The organism is Paracoccus mangrovi, assembly GCF_042648425.1.
GTDB classification, from domain to species: domain Bacteria; phylum Pseudomonadota; class Alphaproteobacteria; order Rhodobacterales; family Rhodobacteraceae; genus Paracoccus; species Paracoccus mangrovi.
Genome location: NZ_JBHRXJ010000003.1, coordinates 207466 through 225943 on the forward strand (window position 1 = coordinate 207466; position 18478 = coordinate 225943).

Consider the following 18478-nt stretch of genomic DNA (forward strand, 5'->3'; position numbering starts at 1 on the left):
CGGCTTAAAGCGGCGGGTTGTCGCCGCGATTGCTGAGCAGCAGGGTCGCCCCCGCCGAAAGCCCGCTGACGCATTCCAGCTCGAACCGCTCGACGTCGCGGGCGCGCAGCTGGGTCATGACGGTATCCACCTCTTCGGGGTCGTCGCCCAGCCGCAACAGCGCCTCGCGGCCCATGGCGAAGGCGCTTTCGAAGGTTTCGCGGATCAGGTAATCGGCCCCCGCCTCGGTCAGTTCCAGCGCATGCTGGCGGTCGAACGACCGCGCCAGGACCGGCACCATCGGAAATTCGGCCTTCATCAGCTCGACGATACGGGTGACGGCATCCTTGTCATCGGCCACGGCCAGAACCACCCCGGCCTCGCCGGCACCGGCGGCATGCAGGATGTCCAGCCGCGCGCCGTCGCCATACCAGACCTTGAAGCCGAATTCGTCGGCATCGCGGATCATTTCGGGATCCTTTTCGATGATCGAGATCGAATGCCCGCGCGCGATCAGCGGCTGGCTGACGACCTGTCCCATGCGGCCGAACCCGATGATCAGGGCATTGGCATGCAGGTCATGCGCCTCTTCGATGCCATCCATCGAGACGATGTCCTCTTTGACCAGCCGGTCGTGGATGATGATCATCAGCGGCGTCAGCACCATCGACACGATGATGATGGCGGTCAGCACGGCGCGGTCCTCGGCGGTGATGATGCCGACGCCGGCGGCGGCGGAATACAGCACAAAGGCGAATTCGCCGCCCTGCGCCATCAGCACCGCACGTTCGATCGCCTCGCGCGGGGGGGCCTTCCAGAGCCGGGCGACGCAATAGATGACCAGCATCTTCAGCGCCATATAGGCGATGACGCAGATGGTGATCAGCCCGACATTATTGGCGATCACATCCAGGTTCAGCGCCATGCCGACGCCCAGGAAGAACAGGCCCAGCAGCAAGCCGCGGAAGGGTTCGACATCGGCTTCAAGCTGGTGGCGGAAGCTGCTTTCCGACAACAGCACGCCGGCCAGGAACGCGCCCATCGCCATTGAAAGCCCGCCCGCCTGCATCAGCTCGGCCGCGCCCAGCACGACCAGCAGCGCGGCGGCGGTCATCACCTCGCGGCCGCCGAACCGCGCCAAAAGCTGAAAGAACGGGTTCAGCAGGTAAAGCCCGGCAAAGATCAGCGCCGCGATGGCGCCAATGCCGATGGCGGTGCTGGTCAGGCGCTCGGCCAGGGTCACCTCGCCGCCGCCCGGTGCCAGGAACGCCACCAGCGCCAAAAGCGGCACGATGGCCAGATCCTCGAACAACAGGATCGACACCATCCGCCGCCCGCGCGGCAGGGCCATTTCCTTGCGCTCGTCCAGCATCTGCATGACGATCGCGGTCGAGGTCAGCACAAAGCCCGTGCCCGAAATCAGGCTCGCGGAAAACGGAAAGCCCAGGACCAGCCCGACCGAGGTCAGCACCGTCATCGCCACCAGCACCTGGGTAAAGCCCAGACCAAAGATTTCGCCCCGCATCGCCCAAAGGCGCGAAGGCTGCATTTCCAGCCCGATAACGAACAAGAACAGCACCACACCCAGTTCGGCGACATGGATGATGGTTTCGGGATCGTTGAAAAAGCCAAAGCCAAAGGGGCCGACGACAAGCCCCGCCGCCAGATAGCCCAGCACCGATCCCAGCCCCAGCCGGCGAAACAGCGGCACCGCGATCACCGCCGCCGCCAACAGGATCACGACGCTGAGCACGTCCATTCCGCCGCTGCCATGCGCCGCCGCCTCACCGGCGGCACCGGCCGCCGCTGTCACTTCACCCGCCATCATTTACCCCCGTTCGCGCACTGGTTCATCATACCGGACAAGCAGAATGCGAAATCCGGGGCATGGTCAAGGCGGGCGGGCCGGAGATGCGATCCGACCCGCGATCCGGTCCATATTTCGAGCCTGTGATCCGCGCGCGATCCGGCCGCCCGAACCGGATCCGCGCCGCGTTCAGCGCCAGCCAAGCGCCGGGGCGACATGTTTCAGGATCGCCTCGATCACATGGGTGTTGTAATCGACGCCCAGCATGTTCGGCACCGTCAAAAGCAGGGTGTCGGCCTCGGCGATGCCTTCATCCTCGCGCAGCTCGGCGATCAGCTGGTCGGGTTCGGCCGCGTAACCGCGCCCAAAGATCGAGCGGGTGCTTTGGATAAAGCCGATCTGATCGCTTTCCTTGCCACCCCGCCCGAAATACATCCGGTCGCGGTCATCCATCAGCGCAAAGATCGAGCGGCTGACCGACACGCGGGGTTCGTGCGCATGGCCCGCCGCCGCCCATGCGGCGCGGTAAAGGCGGATCTGTTCGGCCTGTTGCACGTGGAAGGGCTTGCCGTTCTCGTCATCCTTGAGGGTCGAACTTTGCAGGTTCATCCCCAGCTTGCCGGCCCATTCCGCCGTCGCGTTCGAGGCGGCACCCCACCAGATGCGGTCGCGCAGGCCCGGCGAATGCGGCTCGGGCCGCAACAGGCCGGGCGGATTGGGGAACATCGGCTGCGGATTGGGCCGGGCAAAGCCCTTGCCCTGGATCACGTTCAAAAACACCTCGGCATGGCGGCGGGCCATGTCGGCATCGGTTTCGCCCTCGGCGGGTTCATAGCCGAAATAGCGCCAGCCATCGATCACCTGTTCGGGCGAGCCGCGGCTGATCCCGAGTTGCAGGCGGCCGCGCGAAATCAGGTCCGCGGCGCCCGCGTCCTCGGCCATGTAAAGCGGGTTTTCATAGCGCATGTCGATGACGGCGGTGCCGATCTCGATGCGCGAGGTGCGTGCGCCGACGGCGGCCAAGAGCGGAAAGGGCGAGGCCAGCTGTCGGGCAAAGTGATGGACGCGGAAATAGGCGCCGTCCGCGCCCAGTTCCTCGGCCGCGACGGCAAGGTCGATGGACTGCAAAAGCGTGTCCTGTGCCGTGCGGCTGAGCGAGCCCTGTTCATCCGCCCAATGGCCAAAGGACAGGAAACCGATCTTTTTCATGATGCGACCTCGTAACGGGTTCACGGGAAATATTGGCGGAAAGGCGCGCGGGGAAAGCCGGCCGGAGACATGCCGCGCGCGGCATGTCCGGTCCGGTATCGCCCCCGGACAGGTTCAGGGCAGCGGGATGAATTCGTCGCGGTCGTCGCGCGGCAGGTCGAAAAGCCCCTGCCCCCAATTCGCCGCGCGCCATTCTTCCTTGGCGTGTTCGATGCGTTCCTGCGACGAGGCGACAAAGTTCCACCAGACATGATAGGGGCCGTTCATCGTCGCACCCCCCAGCGCCATCAGCCGCGCGCCTTTGGGGCCGGCCGAAACGGTGATCCGGTCGCCGGGGCGGAACACCATCATCTGCCCGGCCTGAAATTCCTGTCCCGCGATCGAAACCGAGCCTTCGGTGATGTAAAGGCCGCGATCCTCGTGATCGTCGGGCAGCGGGAAACGCGCCCCCGCGACCAGCACGACATCCAGATAAAAGGTTTCCGAATACAGCGTCGCCGGCGCCTTTTCGCCATAGGCATGGCCCAGGATCAGCTTGGCGGTGACGCCCTCGGCCTCGATCTCGGGCAGGGTGTCCTTGCCGTGATGTTCAAAGATCGGGTCCATATCTTCGCGGTTTTCGGGCAGCGCGATCCAGGTCTGGATGCCGTAAAGGCCATGCGGCCCCTTGCGCCCCTGATCGCTGGTGCGTTCGGAATGGGTCACGCCCTTGCCCGCGACCATCCAGTTGACGGCGCCGGGCAGGATCACCTGATCGGTGCCGATGCTGTCGCGATGATGGAAATCGCCGCGATACAGATAGGTGACGGTGCCCAGCCCGATATGGGGATGGGGACGCACGTCGATGCCCTGTCCGGTCAGGAACTCGGCGGGGCCGGCCTGATCGAAAAAGATGAAGGGGCCGACCATCTGCCGGCGCGGGGCGGGCAGGGCGCGCTTGACCTCGAACCCGCCAAGATCGCGGGCGCGCGGGATGATCAGGGTTTCGATGGCATCGATGCCGATCTCGTCGGGGCAACCCGGTTCAAGGGCGGGATTCCAGCTCATGGCTTTCTCCTTCAGGCTGGAGCCAAGGTAAGCGCGCGAACGGCCTGCGGCAATGCGCCAGCCGTTCGCCCTTGCCGAAAGCGGGGTTCGTCAGCCGCCGCGCGACAGCGAAGCGGCAAAGCCCTGGACAAATCGGGCCAGCAATTCCCGGGTCTTGTCGTCGGTCAGATTGCCCCGGTCGTCAAACAGCGCCCCCGCGCGCGACACCAGCATCCGGCCCTCGAACCACGGGATCGTGCCCAGCGTGCGCAGCACCGGCAACCAGTCGTTCTGGGCCAGCGTGGTGCCGAATCCGCCCGGCGAGGCGCCGATCACCGCCACCGGCTTGCCGCGAAACAGCGCCAGCCCGTCGCCGCGTGACATCCAGTCGATGGCGTTCTTGAACACGCCCGGGATGCCATTGTTGTATTCGGGCGTCACCAAAAGCAGCCCGTCGGCATCGCGCAGCTGTGCTTGCAGGGTCTGCACGGCCTGCGGGATGCCCGCCCCGGCCTCAAGATCGGCGTCATATAGCGGCACGTCGCGGATCGAGCCCTGGGTTATGGTGGTGCCCGCCGGCGCCAGCTCGGCCGCCGCGCGCAGCAGGCCGCTGTTGAACGAGGCCCGGCGCAGGCTGCCTGACAGTCCAAGGATGGTGGTCATCATGGGTCCTTATGCTGAAGGCAAGGCGTTCGCGTTTCCTTGCCGGGCAAGGCTATATCGGTGGCGCGGCGCTGTGAACGGGGCGCGCGTATGCGCGGCTCTGGACCGGTGCGGCGGCTTCGATTAGGGTCATGCCTGGCGCGCGCGCCTGGGGCGTTCGGGCCCCAGGGCTGTCAGCAGGGGGGATCGCAGTGGCCACGCTCAAGGATGTCGCGCGGGCGGCGGGTCTGTCGATCACCCAGACCAGCCGGGCGTTGAACGACCATTCCGATGTGAACGAAATGACGCGCAAGCGCGTCAAGGCCGTGGCCCGGTCGATGAACTATCAGGCCAATATCTCGGCCAGAAAGCTGGTCACGGGGCGTTCGGGCATGGTCGCGCTGGTGGTGCCGCAGACGCCGGAGCTGCCGCAGAACGGGCTGTTCATCGAAGGGGTGGCCGGGCTTTCGGCGCAATTCTCGGGGCGGGGGATGCAGTTCGTGCTGCATGTGGCCGGCAATGACCGGCCCATCACCGAGGTGTATCAGCGTCTGATCGGCAACGGCATGCTGGACGGTTTCGTGCTGTTCAGCCCCTGCGACGACGATCCGCGCGCGGCGTTTCTGCGCGATCACGGCATTCCCTTTGTCGTGCATGGCCGCATCTGGCCCGATGCCGACCACGCCTTTTTCGACATCGACAACGAAGGCATCCTTTACCAGACCATGGATCACCTGATCGGGCTGGGCCATCGCCGCATCGCCTTTATCAACGGCCAGCCCGGGCACGGTTTCGCCAGCGCGCGGATGCGCGGCTATCTGCGCGCGCTGCACGATGCTGGGCTGAGCCCCGATCCCGCCATCGTCAGCGAAGGCGAGATGACCGAGGCCCGCGGCCTGCTGACCACCATCGGCATGTGCCGCGAGGGCGCCCCGCGCCCCACCGCCATCATTTGCAGCGATGTCCGGCTGGCCAAGGGGGTTTACCGCGCGCTTGAGGCGCTGGGCCTGTCGATCCCGGGCGATGTCTCGGTCATGGCGCATGACGACCACCTGCCACAGTTGCGGGCCTCGGCCTTTTTCCCGGCGCTCAGCGTGACCAAGGCGCCCCTGCGCGACAGCTGGAAACCGCTCACCGACTGCCTGACCGGGCTGCTGGATGGCCGGCCCCTGGCGCAATTGCAGATCGTCGGCCACCATGAATTGATCATACGCAATTCGACCGGACCGGCGCCCGCTGGCGGCGATTGACTTTCGCGGGCACTGGTTCCAACTTGCGCGCGAACACCGGGCCTTGTCGGGAAAATTGACTGCATGGCAAAGGAAAAGCGCAGCTTTGTGGTTATCGGCCTTGGGGCCTTTGGGGGTACGGTCGCGCTTGAGCTGGCGCGGTTCGGCAACCATGTGTTGGGTATCGATCTGGATGAACGGCGGGTGTCGCAGATGGCTTCGGCGCTGACCGGGGCGATCATTCTGGACACCACCGACGAACTGGCGCTGCGCGAGGCGGGGCTGGAAAACTATGACGTCGCGCTGGTCGCCATCGGCGACGATATCGAGGCCAGCATCCTGACCACCATGAACCTGCGGGTGCTGGGGGTCGAAACGATCTGGGCCAAGGCCGCCAGCAAGACCCATCACCGCATCCTGTCCAAGGTCGGCGCCGATCGGGTGATTCTGCCCGAACAGGAAATGGGCCGCCATATCGCCCAGATGCTGAACAACCCGGCGGTGCAGGATTACGTCAGCCTGGGCAACGGGTTCAGCGTGGTCAATATCGTCATCCCCGCGCGGCTTTCGGGCCGGCCGCTGGCCGCGCTGAAGATCGGCCAACAGCACGATCTGCGCATGCTGGGCCTGATGCGGGGCACCGAATTTCTGTGCTGCGATCAGGACGGCGTCGCGCTTCAGGCGGATGACCGGCTGATTCTCTTGGGCAAGCGCCCGGAACTGCGTCGTTTCGGCGATGTCCTCTGAACAGCGCGCCTTTCGCATTCAGGCGGCGATCCGGCCGTTTTCGCGTCATCTGGCGCGGGTGCCGCCGCCGCTGATCCTGGCGCTGCTTTACGCCTGTGCGATTCTGATCGGGGCCGCGCTGCTGATGTTGCCGGTGTCGCAGAACATTCCGCTTAGCTGGTCGGATGCGATCTTTACCGCCACCTCGGCGGTGACGGTGACGGGGCTGGTGGTGTTCGACGTCGGCAGCGGCCTGACGCTGTTTGGCCAGACCGTGCTGTTGTTCCTGATCCAGCTGGGCGGGCTGGGGCTGATGACATTCGCGGTGCTGATTCTGGCGGCGCTGGGGCTGAACGTGGGGCTGACCGGGCAGATGTATCTGCGCGACGACCTGAACCAGAGCTCGATCTATCAGCTGATGATGCTGGTGCGGACCATCTTCAAGGTGGTGCTGATCTGTGAACTTGCGGGGGCGGCGCTGCTGGCGGTGCCGTTCACCCGTGCGCACGGCTTCTGGCAGGGTCTGTGGGAGGCGCTGTTCCATTCCGTTTCCGCCTTTAACAACGCCGGATTTTCGACGAATTCCAACGGGTTGATTTCATTTGCGACGGATCCGGTGGTCAATGTCGTGATCCCGCTTTTGTTCATCACCGGCGGCATTGGCTATGTCGTGCTGCATGATGTGGCGCGAAGCCGGCGCTGGCATCGCTGGTCGCTGAACACCAAGATCATGCTTTTGGGTACGGCGGCGCTGATCCTGTGGTCGGTGACGATGTTCGCGGTGCTGGAATGGCACAACCCGCGCACGCTGGGTCTTTACGACAGCTTTGCCGAGCGCATCGCGGTCAGCTGGTTTCAGGGGGTGACGCCGCGCACGGCGGGATTCAACAGCGTCGATGTCGCCGCCATCCATGACAGCACGGCGATGATGTTCATTTCGCTTATGCTGATCGGGGGCGGGCCGACCTCGACCGCGGGCGGGATCAAGGTGACGACCTTTGTGGTGATGATTCTGGCCACGACCGCCTTTTTCCGCCGCCAGACCGAGCTGCATGCCTTTGGCCGCAGCATCGGCTTTGACCAGATCCTCAAGGTGACCGCGCTGATCGCGATCAGCGCCATTCTGGTCTTTGTCGCGATCTTTCTGCTGGCTGCGACCCATGACGGCCATTTCCTGGACATCTGTTTCGAGGTGGCCAGCGCCTTTGGCACCGTCGGCCTGTCGCGCAATTATACCGACGACCTGAACGGGTTCGGCCGGGCGGTCATTATCGCGGTGATGTTTCTGGGCCGTGTCGGGCCGCTGACGTTGGGCTTTTTCCTGGCGACGCGGGCCACGCCCCGGGTGCGCTATCCCAAGGGCGTGATCTATCTGGGCTGATCGGACCGGTCAGTCGCCGGCCGGCGGACAGACACAGATGCGCGTATCCCATTCGGCGCAGCGCTGCGCCAGATCCGCGGGCAGGGGCCGGTCGATGAATACCGTGTCGATTTCCGACAGGCTGGCGATGCGGGCGGGCGCGGGGCGATCCAGCTTGGAATGGTCGGTGACCAGAAAGGCGTGGCGCGACTGGCGCAGGATGGCGCGGCTGACCCGCACCTCGGCCAGATCGAAATCCAGCAGGTCGCCGTCATGATCCAGCGCCGAGGTGCCGATGACCGCGTAATCGACCTTGAACTGTTCAAAGAACTGGGTGGTCAATTCGCCCACCAGCCCGCCATCCGAACGCCGCAGCGCGCCGCCCGCCACCATGATCTCGCATCCCGGATTGGCCAGCATGATATTGGCCACGTTCATGTTGTTGGTGACCACGGTGATGTTGGAATGATGGATCAGCGCCTGGGCCACCGCCTCGGTCGTGGTGCCAAGGTTCAGGATCAGGCTGCAATTGTCGGGGATCATCGCCGCGCAGGCGGCGCCGATGGCGGCCTTGGCCTCGGCGTTCATGCGCCGCCGCGCCTCATATCCCAGATTGACCGTGCCGGCGCGCGGCACCGCGCCGCCATGCACGCGGTCCAAAAGCCCCGCCTCGGCCATTTCGCCCAGGTCGCGGCGGATGGTCTGCAAGGTCACATCGAACCGATGGGCCAGATCGTCGACCAGAACACGGCCCTCGGCGCGGGCAAGATCAAGGATTTCGTTCTGGCGGATGCTCAGGGCCAAAGGCTGCTCCTTGCTGGATGAAAGTCAATTTATGCGATTCGCAACTGTGCGCAAGCATTCGTTTCATGGTTCGATAATATTCGTTATTACCTTAAATGTATAGTAAACGAAAGACGCTTGACCGGGCCGGGATGGCGGTGCAGCCTCCGCGCGATTTCGCTGCCCGGAGGCCCAAGATGAGCATGCCCGCGTTCCAGTTCGCCCTGCCGGCCCGGGTGGTTTTCGGCCGGGGCGAGGCCGCAAAGGCGCCCGAGGAAATCCTGGCGCTGGGGCGGACGGGTGTGCTGGTGCATGGCGCCGATGCCGGGCGGGCCGAATGGCTTGCGCGGGCGCTGCGCGCGGGGGGCGCGCGGCTGCATATGCTGGCCTGCGGGGCGGAACCGACGCTGCCCATGTTGCAGGCGGCGCTGGACGGGCTGCGCGGCAGCGGGGCGGAATGGGTGGTCGCATTGGGTGGCGGCGCCGTTCTGGACATGGGCAAGGCGCTGGCGGGGCTGATCCCGGCGCCGGGCGGGGTCATGGACCATCTTGAGGTGGTCGGTCTTGGCCTGCCGCTAAAGACCCCGCCCCTGCCTTTCATCGCCCTGCCGACCACGGCGGGGACCGGGGCCGAGGCCACGCGCAACGCGGTGATCGGGCTGCCCGATCATGGCCGCAAGGTTTCGGTCCGCGATGCGCGGATGCTGCCCCGGCTGGCCATTGTCGATCCCGCGCTGACCGATCATTGCCCGCGCGCGGTGACGCTGGCTTCGGGGATGGATGCGCTTGCGCAGGTGATCGAACCCTGGCTGTCCTGCAAGGCGACGCCCTTTACCGATGCGCTGGTGCGGCCGGTGATCGGGCCGGGCCTTCGTGCGCTGATGCAGCTGATGCAGGCCGAGGATCCGCAGGCCCGCGACCGCATGGCCTGGACCAGCCTTTGCGGCGGCATGGCTTTGGCTAATGGGGGGCTTGGCGCCGTGCATGGGCTGGCCGGGGTGATCGGCGGGGTCACGCCCGCCGCGCATGGCGCGATTTGCGGCGCGCTTCTGGGGCCGGTTCTGGCGATGAATCGCGACCATGCCCCCGATCCCGCCCGCGCCGTCGAAATCTGTGACGAGATCGCGCAGATTCTGGGCTGTGCGCCGGCGGATGCACCGCAGGCGCTGGCCCGCTGGGCGCGGGAATGCGGTCTGCCGGGGCTGGACGCGCAGGGGCTGGCGCGCGCCGATCATGCCGCGGTGGCGCAGGCGGCGCTGGCCAGTTCCTCGATGAAGGGCAATCCGTTCCCGCCCGATCCGGCCCAGTTGCGCGCGATCTTGCTGTCGGCGGCCTGATCCGCCGCCGGCCGCATTGACTTGGGCCCTTGGCGCCCCAAGTCTTTTGGAAGAAACAGGTGATTGATGCAGGACATCGGAATGCGGCCGGAGGGCCATCGCAGGCTAGCCGTCCTCATTTTTGAAAAGACCTATCGCGCGACGCTGGATGCGCTGAGCGATGGTTTCGGGTGTCAGGCCGCCGAAATCTGGAGCTTTGACGACGCGCAAAGCCGGCGCGCGGCGGAATCGCGTCTGGCGGCGCAGGGTGCGCGCGTCACCTGTCGCTCGGCGCTGAAGCCGCTGGTCTGTGCCTTTCGCGAGGAAATCCCCACCATCAGCCTTGAGCGGGCCGAGATCGTCTATCCCCGCCATCCCGCCGCCCATCCCGAGCGTTTCCTGCGCGAGGCCTATCCGCTGACCGGGATGTTTCCCGATGTCGATTTCCGTCTGGTCCCCGGTCCCAAAAGCACCGAGATGCCGGCCTATCGGCTGCGGTTGATCTATGCGGGGGGCAAAGAGCGCCGTCTGAGCGTGCTGGCCCCCAATGCGAACCAGCAGGGTGAGCTGTCGCCCTGTGGCTGGATGATCTGCGACGGGGTGGGGGCGCGGCTTTCGACCAGCTATGAGGCGATCTATCACGATGCCATGGCCGCGATCCGGGGCGCGGATTTCCCCTCGGTCCCCTGTTTCGAAGAGCTGAACATTGCCGTCACGCTGCCCAGCCCGGACGAGGCGCTGGGTTGGGGGAACGAGGTGCTGTCCCTGTGCGAGGCGCTGCACGAAGAGCTGTATTTCGGCATGCTGGAACATTTCCAGCAGCGTTTCGGCCTGCCGGCCGGCGACCGCAGCCTGAGGCCTGGCCAGATCGTGCCCGAGATCCGCGTCGGCAGCGAATGCAGCCTGCGGATCGAGCTCAGGCCATGGGATCCGGTGACGCCCGCCGCGCCTGGCCCGCAGCCGCTGGGCGGCGCGGTCTCGGCCCTTGCGGCCGATCAGATCGCGCAGGAACTGGCGCGGATCCCCGGCGAGGTCTTTGCCGGGCGCTCGGTCATCGGGCGGCCGATCGAGGGGCGTTACAGGCGCGGCAGCGACCGGCCCGTGATGATCACGGCCGGGCAGCATGCGAATGAGATGTCCGGCCCTATCGGCGCCCTGCGGGCGGGACAGGAACTGGCCCAGCTGGCGCGGGCGCATTTCACCCTTTGCCCGCTGGAAAATCCCGATGGCTATGCGCTGCGCCAGCGTCTGGCGCAGCACGGTCCGCATCACATGCTGCATGCGGCGCGCTATACGGCGCTGGGCGACGATCTGGAATATCGCGAAGCGCCGCCGCTGGCCGAGCGTGGGATGCGCGACCTGGCCTATGAGCTGTCGGGCGCGCAGCTGCATATCAACCTGCATGGCTATCCGGCGCATGAATGGCTGCGGCCGCTGACCGGTTATCTGCCGCGCGGCTTTGCGGATTGGACGCTGCCGCGCGGCTTTCTGTTGATCCTGCGCCATCATCCGGGTTGGGCCGCCACCGCGCGGCGGTTGGCCGAGGGGATTGCCGCGCGTCTGGAACAGCAACCGGCGCTGGTGGAATTCAACGCCATGCAGATGGCGATGGCGGCGCGCCATGCCGTGGCCCCGGGCGAGATCATCGGCGGCTTTGCCTGTCACCTGACCGAGGATTGCCGCGCGCCCATGCCGCTGACGCTGATCACCGAATATCCCGACGAGACGCTTTCGGGCGCGGCGCTGATCGCCGCCCATGACGCCCAGACCGCCGCCGTGATCGCCGCCTATGAGGCGTTTCAGGCCCTCGAGGTGCTGGATTGGAACGTGGGCTAGCCGCCGCCCGGGGTGCCGTGGCCCTGTTGGCGGCTGGCTGTCGCAAACCGCCTGTCGGGCTGACGCAGATCGGGCGGGCGGGGTCGTAAACGGTTCAGCTCCTGTCGTAAATCGCCATCGCGATGACAGCGATCGGTTGGAAAAATGCCGGAACGGGGATAGAGGCGTTCCCGGGACCGTCATGTCGGCCGCGTGGTCGGGCATGTGGTGCCGGCGCCTGCGCTATCCGCGAGCCCGGGCGATGCGCGGTTCCATCCGCGAGCCGGGGCGCGGAAAGCGAAGGAGTAAGGGCGCATGGACAGTCAGACGGGTGCGAAAGTGGATGCGGGATCGCGGGCCGGGATCATCGACGGCAAGGCATTCGCGGCCGGTGTGCGCGCGGATGTGGCGCGGCATGTGGCGCGGCTGAAATCCGATCACGGCATCATCCCTGGGCTTGCGGTGGTGCTGGTCGGGACCGATCCGGCATCCGAGGTCTATGTCCGCAACAAGGGCATCCAGACCCGCGAGGCGGGGATGCAGTCATTTGAACACAAGCTGTCCGAGACCGCATCGCAGGACGAGCTGATGGCGCTGATCGCGCGGCTGAACGCGGATCCGGCGGTGCACGGCATTCTGGTACAGCTGCCCTTGCCCCGGCATATGGATGCCGATGCCGTCATCAATGCCATCGATCCGGCCAAGGATGTGGACGGATTTCATGTGCTGAATGTGGGGCTGTTGGGGACCGGACAAAAGGCCATGGTGCCCTGTACGCCGCTGGGCTGTCTGATGCTGTTGCGCGACCGGCTGGGCGATCTTTCGGGGCTGAACGCGGTCGTGATCGGGCGCAGCAATATCGTCGGCAAGCCGATGGCGCAGCTTTTGCTGCGCGAAAGCTGCACGGTGACGGTGGCGCATTCGCGCACGCGCGATCTGGCGGCGGTTTGTCGTGGCGCCGATATTCTGGTCGCGGCGGTGGGACGGCCGCGCATGATCCGGGGCGATTGGATCAAGCCGGGCGCGACGGTGATCGATGTGGGCATCAACCGCATTGCCGAGGGCGACCGGACCCGGCTGGTGGGGGATGTGGATTTCGACAGCGCCGTCGGGGTCGCCGGTGCGATCACCCCGGTTCCGGGCGGGGTCGGGCCGATGACCATCGCCTGTCTTTTGGCCAATACGCTGACCGCGTGCTGCCGGGCGAATGGTCTGGCCGAGCCGGAGGGGTTGACCGTCTGACGGAACCGCCGGACCGGGGGGCTTTCCGCCCCCGGACCCCCGGAGGATATTTGAACATGAAAGACGCAGGGGGTTGGCCCCGGCCGACAGTGGAGAGCCTGATGAGGAAATATACGCTGACCGTGACCTGTCCTTCGACCCGCGGCATCGTGGCGGCGGTGGCGGGGTTTCTGGCCGAGAAGGGGTGCAACATCACCGACAGCACGCAATTCGACGATGTCGAGACCGGGCGCTTTTTCATGCGCGTCAGCTTTCTGTCCGAAGAGGGGGTGGGGCTTGACGAACTGCGCGAAGGCATGGCGGCGCATGCCGCGCCCTTTGGCATGGATTACGCGTTTCACGACGATGCCGCCAAGGTCAAGGTCGTCATCATGGTCAGCCGTTTCGGGCATTGTCTGAACGATCTTTTGTATCGCTGGCGGATAGGCGCGCTTCCGATCGATATCGTGGCGGTGATCAGCAATCACATGGATTATCAGAAGGTTGTCGTGAACCACGACATCCCCTTCCACTTTATCCGGGTGACCAAGGAGAACAAGCCCCAGGCCGAGGCGCAGCTGATGCAGGTGGTCGAGGATTCGGGTGCCGAGCTGGTGGTTCTGGCGCGTTACATGCAGGTGCTGTCGGATGAGCTGTGCCGCAGGATGTCGGGGCGGATCATCAATATCCACCATTCCTTCCTGCCCAGTTTCAAGGGCGCCAACCCCTATAAACAGGCCTATGAGCGGGGGGTGAAGCTGATCGGGGCGACCAGCCATTATGTCACCGCCGATCTGGATGAGGGCCCGATCATCGAGCAGGACACGATCCGCGTCACCCATGCCCAATCCCCCGAGGATTACGTCTCGCTGGGGCGCGACGTGGAAAGCCAGGTGCTGGCGCGCGCGGTGCACGCCCATATCCACAACCGGGTGTTTTTGAACGGCAACAAGACCGTGGTCTTTCCGGCGAGTCCCGGATCCTATGCCAGCGAGCGCATGGGGTAATCCGCGCCATCCGGGACGGGACGATGCGAAAAAGGCCGCCGGATCGCCCGGCGGCCTTTTGTTTTTCGGGCTGGATCCCTGGGTTCAGTCCAGCGGTTTCAACCCGGCCTCGATCTGCGCGCGGCGGGATTCGAGGAAGGGCGGCAGGGACAGCGCCTCGCCCATGGTCTCGAACGGTTCGTCCACGGCGAAACCGGGACCGTCGGTCGCGATCTCGAAGAGGTTGCCGCCCGGCTCGCGGAAGTAGAGCGAGCGGAAATAATACCGCTCGACCTCGCCCGAGGAGGGGATGCGGAATTCGTTCAGGCGCGCGGCCCATTGGTGGATCGCCGCCACATCCGGGGTGCGGAAGGCGACGTGATGGACGGCGCCGGCCCCTTGGCGCGCCACGGGCAGGTCGGGCTGGACCGCGACATGCAGTTCCGCCGAGGGACCGCCCTTGTCCATCTGGAAGACATGCACCTGACCCGCGCCATCGGGGCTGGCATAGTCGCGCAGGCGTTCCATGTTCATCACCCGGGTCAGCACCGCCTCGGTCGGGGCGAGTTCGGGGACCGAGATGGTGATCGGGCCAAGGCCGCGGATCTGGTGACCGGCCGGAACCGGGCTGCGATCCCAGGGATGCGCGGTGCCGGGCTGGTCGGCGGTCAGGCGGAAACGCTGACCCTCGGGGTCCTCGAAATCGAGGCTGGCGCGGATGTCGGTGGTGCCGATATCGCCGACGTTCAGCCCGGCATCGCGCAGCCGTGCCGCCCAATAGTCAAGGCTGGCCTCATCGACGCGCAGCCCGGTGCGGTTGATCGAATGGGTGCCGCGGCGTTCGCGCGCCACCGGCCAGTCGAAAAAGGTCAGGTCGGTGCCGGCGCTGCCGGCGCCATCGGCGAAGAACAGGTGATAGGCCGAGGTATCGTCCTGGTTCACCGTTTTCTTGACGCGTCGCAGGCCCAGCGTCTCGGTGTAAAAGCGGTTGTTCGCCGGGGCGTCGGCGGTGATGGCGGTCAGGTGGTGAATGCCGGTGAGGTTCATCTGCGGCCTCCTTTCGTTGCACCCAATATCGGCGGCGATGGGGGATCGCGCCAGCGCCCGGGATCCGAAGCCGGTGTTCGGCGATTGCGAACGGTCGCGGCGCTGCTATGCTTTCGGCATGCGCTATTCCCTTGACGATATCGAGACCTTTCTGACGGTGATGGAGCTGGGCACCGTCACCTCGGCGGCGGCCCGGCTGAACCTGTCCAAGTCCGTGATCAGCAAACGCATTTCGGATTTCGAGGCGACGGTGGGGGCGGCGCTGTTTCGGCGCAATGCCGGGCGCATCACGCCGACCGAGGCGGGGTTGCGTCTGGCCGAACGGCTGCGTCCCGCGCTGGGGGAACTGGTCGCGGCCACCGAAAGCGTGGCCTGGGGCATGGACGGGGCCACGCCTTTGCGCGGCACGCTGGCTATTGCCGCGCCGATGAGTTTCGGGACCATGTATCTGTCGCCGGTTCTGGCCCGTTTCGCCGCCGCCCATCCGGGGCTAGAGATGCGCATCGATTACGACGACCGCGCGCGCGATCTGTCGCGCGAGGGGTTCGATCTGGGCATCCGCATCGGCGATGCGCGGGACGGCGCGCTCAAGGCGCGCAAGCTCTGCGAGGCGCGCCAGATCGTGGTGGCGAGCCCCGCCTATCTGGCGCGTCACGGCACGCCCGAAAAGCTGTCCGATCTGCGCGATCATCAGGTCATCAGCTATAGCCACCTGTCGGATAGCGCGTTGTGGCAGTTCCGGCAGGGCGGGCGCATGATCTCGCCACAGGTGGCGGGGCGCTTGATGCTGAACAATGGCGAGGCGATGCGCGACATGGCGGTGGCGGGGCTGGGGCTGGCGATGCTGCCCAGTTTCATCGCCGCCCCGGCGCTGCGCGAGGGGCACCTCGCCGAGGTGCTGCCCGAGGTCGAGACCCGCACATTGCCGGTCATGGCCGTCTGGCCGCCGGTCGCGCCGGTGCCGGCCAAGCTGCGGGTGCTGATCGACCATCTGGCGGTGGCGTTTTCCGGCGGCGCGCCCTGGCAGTAAGCTGGGGCTGTTGAACGAGGTTTTTCTGAAATTGTGACGGGCCGTTTCGCGGCCTTCGCAGCCCGTGCGCGGTTTGATGTCCCGGCCATCACGGGAAACGGTGTCGATGCGGGAAGCGCCGCTTCGTGATCAACGATCACGCCGTCCCGCATGACGCATCCACCGCCTTGCAAAGCACAGCAAAAAAGGGGCGGCCGCGATGGCCGCCCCTTTCATTTATCTTTTGGCGGGATGGATCAGAATTCCATCTTGACGCCCAGCGTGACGGTGCGGCCCGGCGCATAAAGCGGATCGATATCGCGGACCAGCGAGCCGCCCCGGTAGATGTCGCGTTCCACATAGCTGGAACGTTCGTAATAGGTGCGATCGAACAGGTTATCGACGTTCAGATGGACGACGACGTTTTCATAGTTTTCGGGCCGCCATTCGCCGTAAAGGTTCACCACCGTATAAGAGCTGTGGTCATAGAAGCCGGCATCCGTCATGGCGTCGCTGGACAGCTTGTCGGCCCATTCGACCGAGCCGCCGAACTTGAGGTTGTATTTCGCGATTTCCTGATCGACGAACAGCGTCGCCATCGTGCCGATCGGAACCGCCGTGCCGCCGCCCGGCAGCACATCGTCGCCGTCCTGGGTCACGTCCGCCTTGGTAAAGCTGCCGCCGATGCGACCCGAGCCCCAGCTATAGGTGCCTTGCAGGGTAAAGCCCTTGCTGCGGTATTCCTCGACATTGCCCAGATAGGGGGCGCCTTCGTCGGGAAAGACGAATTCGCCCATATTCTTGAGCCGGGTGTCGAAAAAGGTCAGGTTCCCGGTCCAGTTGTCCTGATTGGCGTTCAGGCCCAGCTTGATGTTGCGCGCGCTTGAGGTGCGGTAATTGTCATCGACATAAAGATCCGAGCTGCGCGCATGCAACAGGGCGTATTCGCCGAACTTGTAGCCCAGCCAGGTCCGCGAGGCGCCGGCGAATACCTCAAAACCTTCGGCGAATTCGTAAGACAGCGTGCCGTTCAGGCTGGCGCCCGTGTCGGAATGGCGGCCGCCGTTGAAATCGGTAAAGCGATAATGGTCCACGCGCGCGCCGGTCGACAGATCGATCCCGTTGTCGAATTCGAAACGGCCCTGGACATAGGCGCCGATCTGCATCGTTTCCATGGTCCAATAGCGGGTGTCGGTATCGCCGTAATTGTCGACGTCATAGTCGTTATAGGCCCAGTCGACGCCGGCGGTCACATTGCCTTTGTCCAGCGTGAAGACGTTCTGCATCTTGCCGCCGATGGTGCGGTTCTTGAGCTTCATGTCGCCATTGGTGCCGCCTTCCAGATAGTTCGGGCGGTCGTATTTGTTGTTGGTGACATAGATCGTCGCCTCGGGATCCCAGACTTCGGTCGGCGAGGTCGTGGTGTATTTCAGGCTGACCGAATCGCGGGTGACCTTCATCGGAAAGACTTCTTTATCCGCATTAAGGTCCATGTTCATCTTGACGGTGCGGTCGGCATCGTCGCGGGTGTGGTCGATGGCAAGCTCGATGCGGTGCCCCTCGGCCTCATAGCCCAGCTTGACCAGCGCGCCGGACGCGCCCGGCTCGGTCCCGACGATTTCGTAACCGTCGCCGTTTTCATAGTTCTTGCCATCGGTGCCATGGACCATCGCGAACCAGTCAAAGCCGCCATAGATGCCATAGCCGGCCAGGCTGGCCGAGACGCCGCGCCCGTTCGATCCATAGGACAGCCCGACCCGGCCGCCCTGGGTGCGGCCATCGGTCAGCATGTCGCGCGCGCCCACGGTTTCATAGCGCACGGCGCCCGCGGCGGCGCCAAAGCCCGCATCGGCGGCGGCGGCGCCGGCCTCGACCTCGACCGATTTCAGGAAGGCGGGATCGATCACGTTCGATCCGGTATGGTGCCAGCTGGTCGGCCCCTGCGGCACGCCGTCGACGGTCACGGCAAGGTTCGATTGTTCAAGGCCAAAGACGTGTATGCGCTTGGACGGCCCCGCGCCGCCCGACACGGCAATCGCCGAATCGCGGGCAAAGAGTTCCGAGACATCGGCGGGCTGCATCGCCTCGATGTCCTCTTGGGTGACGCTGACGCCGCCGGTGGCCTCGACGTTTTCCTGACCGTCGGCGACAAGGGTGATCGGGTTCAGCACCACGACATCGGCCGCGCCTTCCCCGGTTTGTGTGGTGTCCTGCGCGTAAAGCGCGGTGGCCAGGGCCAGCGTCGATACGCTGGCCAGTGGAAGAATGCGGCACAGTCTCATTGTCAAAGCCTTGATTCGGTTATCGATCTGGCGGGCTTTGG

General features: G+C 65.4%; 15 protein-coding genes. 8 read left to right on the forward strand and 7 right to left on the reverse strand.

Annotated elements, in window-relative coordinates:
- Nucleotides 1–4: 4 nt before the first annotated feature.
- From ACFOMH_RS05660 to ACFOMH_RS05675, 4 genes are all read right to left on the reverse strand, one after another.
- Complete coding sequence (locus ACFOMH_RS05660; protein ID WP_377743183.1) at nt 5–1807, reverse strand: monovalent cation:proton antiporter-2 (CPA2) family protein; 1803 nt, start codon at nt 1805–1807, stop codon at nt 5–7.
- A gap of 168 nt (nt 1808–1975) precedes the next feature.
- Nucleotides 1976–2995 (reverse strand): LLM class flavin-dependent oxidoreductase, encoded by a 1020-nt coding sequence (locus ACFOMH_RS05665; RefSeq protein ID WP_374423664.1) that lies wholly within the window; start codon nt 2993–2995, stop codon nt 1976–1978.
- A 114-nt stretch (nt 2996–3109) separates the two neighbouring features.
- Entirely contained in the window at nt 3110–4042 is a 933-nt protein-coding gene (locus tag ACFOMH_RS05670) for a pirin family protein (protein WP_377743186.1), read from the reverse strand.
- Between the two features lie 90 nt (nt 4043–4132).
- Nucleotides 4133–4684: an NADPH-dependent FMN reductase gene (locus ACFOMH_RS05675; RefSeq protein ID WP_377743428.1), complete on the reverse strand. Its 552-nt coding sequence runs from the start codon at nt 4682–4684 to the stop codon at nt 4133–4135.
- Between the two features lie 191 nt (nt 4685–4875).
- Between ACFOMH_RS05675 and ACFOMH_RS05680 the strand changes: the two genes are divergently transcribed.
- The 3 genes from ACFOMH_RS05680 to ACFOMH_RS05690 all read left to right on the forward strand — a co-directional run bounded on the left by ACFOMH_RS05680 (nt 4876) and on the right by ACFOMH_RS05690 (nt 7999).
- Nucleotides 4876–5913 carry a substrate-binding domain-containing protein gene (locus ACFOMH_RS05680; protein WP_377743188.1) on the forward strand — a complete coding sequence of 346 codons (1038 nt, stop codon included), beginning with the start codon at nt 4876–4878 and terminating at the stop codon, nt 5911–5913.
- Nucleotides 5914–5976: 63 nt separating this feature from the next.
- Complete coding sequence (locus ACFOMH_RS05685; protein ID WP_374423656.1) at nt 5977–6639, forward strand: potassium channel family protein; 663 nt, start codon at nt 5977–5979, stop codon at nt 6637–6639.
- On the forward strand, nt 6629–7999 hold the full coding sequence (locus ACFOMH_RS05690) for a TrkH family potassium uptake protein (protein WP_377743191.1): 1371 nt from the start codon (nt 6629–6631) through the stop codon (nt 7997–7999). The genes ACFOMH_RS05685 and ACFOMH_RS05690 overlap by 11 nt, the downstream gene beginning before the upstream one ends.
- Before the next feature lie 9 nt (nt 8000–8008).
- Here the strand turns inward: ACFOMH_RS05690 and ACFOMH_RS05695 are convergent, their stop codons facing one another.
- A complete protein-coding gene (locus ACFOMH_RS05695; protein ID WP_374423653.1) occupies nt 8009–8782 on the reverse strand; it encodes a DeoR/GlpR family DNA-binding transcription regulator in 774 nt (257 codons plus the stop codon).
- A 182-nt stretch (nt 8783–8964) separates the two neighbouring features.
- Here ACFOMH_RS05695 and ACFOMH_RS05700 point away from each other — a divergent pair, with 182 nt between their 5' ends.
- The 4 genes from ACFOMH_RS05700 (at nt 8965) to purU (ending at nt 14120) form a co-directional block, all read left to right on the forward strand.
- Complete coding sequence (locus ACFOMH_RS05700; RefSeq protein ID WP_377743430.1) at nt 8965–10098, forward strand: iron-containing alcohol dehydrogenase; 1134 nt, start codon at nt 8965–8967, stop codon at nt 10096–10098.
- Nucleotides 10099–10179: 81 nt separating this feature from the next.
- Nucleotides 10180–11913, forward strand: a complete 1734-nt coding sequence (locus tag ACFOMH_RS05705) for a peptidase M14 (RefSeq protein ID WP_377743193.1) — start codon at nt 10180–10182, stop codon at nt 11911–11913.
- 294 nt (nt 11914–12207) lie between these two features.
- On the forward strand, nt 12208–13134 hold the full coding sequence (gene folD, locus ACFOMH_RS05710; RefSeq protein ID WP_377743195.1) for a bifunctional methylenetetrahydrofolate dehydrogenase/methenyltetrahydrofolate cyclohydrolase FolD: 927 nt from the start codon (nt 12208–12210) through the stop codon (nt 13132–13134).
- A gap of 101 nt (nt 13135–13235) precedes the next feature.
- A complete protein-coding gene (purU, locus tag ACFOMH_RS05715) occupies nt 13236–14120 on the forward strand; it encodes a formyltetrahydrofolate deformylase (protein WP_374423647.1) in 885 nt (294 codons plus the stop codon).
- Between the two features lie 84 nt (nt 14121–14204).
- Here the strand turns inward: purU and ACFOMH_RS05720 are convergent, their stop codons facing one another.
- On the reverse strand, nt 14205–15146 hold the full coding sequence (locus ACFOMH_RS05720) for a ring-cleaving dioxygenase (protein WP_377743197.1): 942 nt from the start codon (nt 15144–15146) through the stop codon (nt 14205–14207).
- 118 nt (nt 15147–15264) lie between these two features.
- On the opposite strand from ACFOMH_RS05720, the gene ACFOMH_RS05725 reads away from it, so the two are divergent.
- On the forward strand, nt 15265–16176 hold the full coding sequence (locus tag ACFOMH_RS05725) for a LysR family transcriptional regulator (protein ID WP_374423643.1): 912 nt from the start codon (nt 15265–15267) through the stop codon (nt 16174–16176).
- Between the two features lie 236 nt (nt 16177–16412).
- On the opposite strand, the gene ACFOMH_RS05730 is transcribed toward ACFOMH_RS05725, so the two are convergent.
- Nucleotides 16413–18437, reverse strand: a complete 2025-nt coding sequence (locus ACFOMH_RS05730) for a TonB-dependent receptor domain-containing protein (RefSeq protein WP_377743199.1) — start codon at nt 18435–18437, stop codon at nt 16413–16415.
- Nucleotides 18438–18478 lie beyond the last annotated feature (41 nt).

Excerpts from the sequence above, each read along its gene's own strand:
- ACFOMH_RS05730 (WP_377743199.1), bottom strand. The coding sequence starts at position 18,437 with ATGAGACTGTGCCGCATTCTTCCACTGGCCAGCGTATCGACGCTGGCC.
- ACFOMH_RS05725 (WP_374423643.1), top strand. The coding sequence starts at position 15,265 with ATGCGCTATTCCCTTGACGATATCGAGACCTTTCTGACGGTGATGGAG.
- ACFOMH_RS05685 (WP_374423656.1), top strand. The coding sequence starts at position 5,977 with ATGGCAAAGGAAAAGCGCAGCTTTGTGGTTATCGGCCTTGGGGCCTTT.
- ACFOMH_RS05705 (WP_377743193.1), top strand. The coding sequence starts at position 10,180 with ATGCGGCCGGAGGGCCATCGCAGGCTAGCCGTCCTCATTTTTGAAAAG.
- folD (WP_377743195.1), top strand. The coding sequence starts at position 12,208 with ATGGACAGTCAGACGGGTGCGAAAGTGGATGCGGGATCGCGGGCCGGG.
- purU (WP_374423647.1), top strand. The coding sequence starts at position 13,236 with ATGAGGAAATATACGCTGACCGTGACCTGTCCTTCGACCCGCGGCATC.
- ACFOMH_RS05675 (WP_377743428.1), bottom strand. The coding sequence starts at position 4,684 with ATGACCACCATCCTTGGACTGTCAGGCAGCCTGCGCCGGGCCTCGTTC.
- ACFOMH_RS05720 (WP_377743197.1), bottom strand. The coding sequence starts at position 15,146 with ATGAACCTCACCGGCATTCACCACCTGACCGCCATCACCGCCGACGCC.
- ACFOMH_RS05690 (WP_377743191.1), top strand. The coding sequence starts at position 6,629 with ATGTCCTCTGAACAGCGCGCCTTTCGCATTCAGGCGGCGATCCGGCCG.
- ACFOMH_RS05665 (WP_374423664.1), bottom strand. The coding sequence starts at position 2,995 with ATGAAAAAGATCGGTTTCCTGTCCTTTGGCCATTGGGCGGATGAACAG.
- ACFOMH_RS05670 (WP_377743186.1), bottom strand. The coding sequence starts at position 4,042 with ATGAGCTGGAATCCCGCCCTTGAACCGGGTTGCCCCGACGAGATCGGC.
- ACFOMH_RS05660 (WP_377743183.1), bottom strand. The coding sequence starts at position 1,807 with ATGATGGCGGGTGAAGTGACAGCGGCGGCCGGTGCCGCCGGTGAGGCG.
- ACFOMH_RS05700 (WP_377743430.1), top strand. The coding sequence starts at position 8,965 with ATGCCCGCGTTCCAGTTCGCCCTGCCGGCCCGGGTGGTTTTCGGCCGG.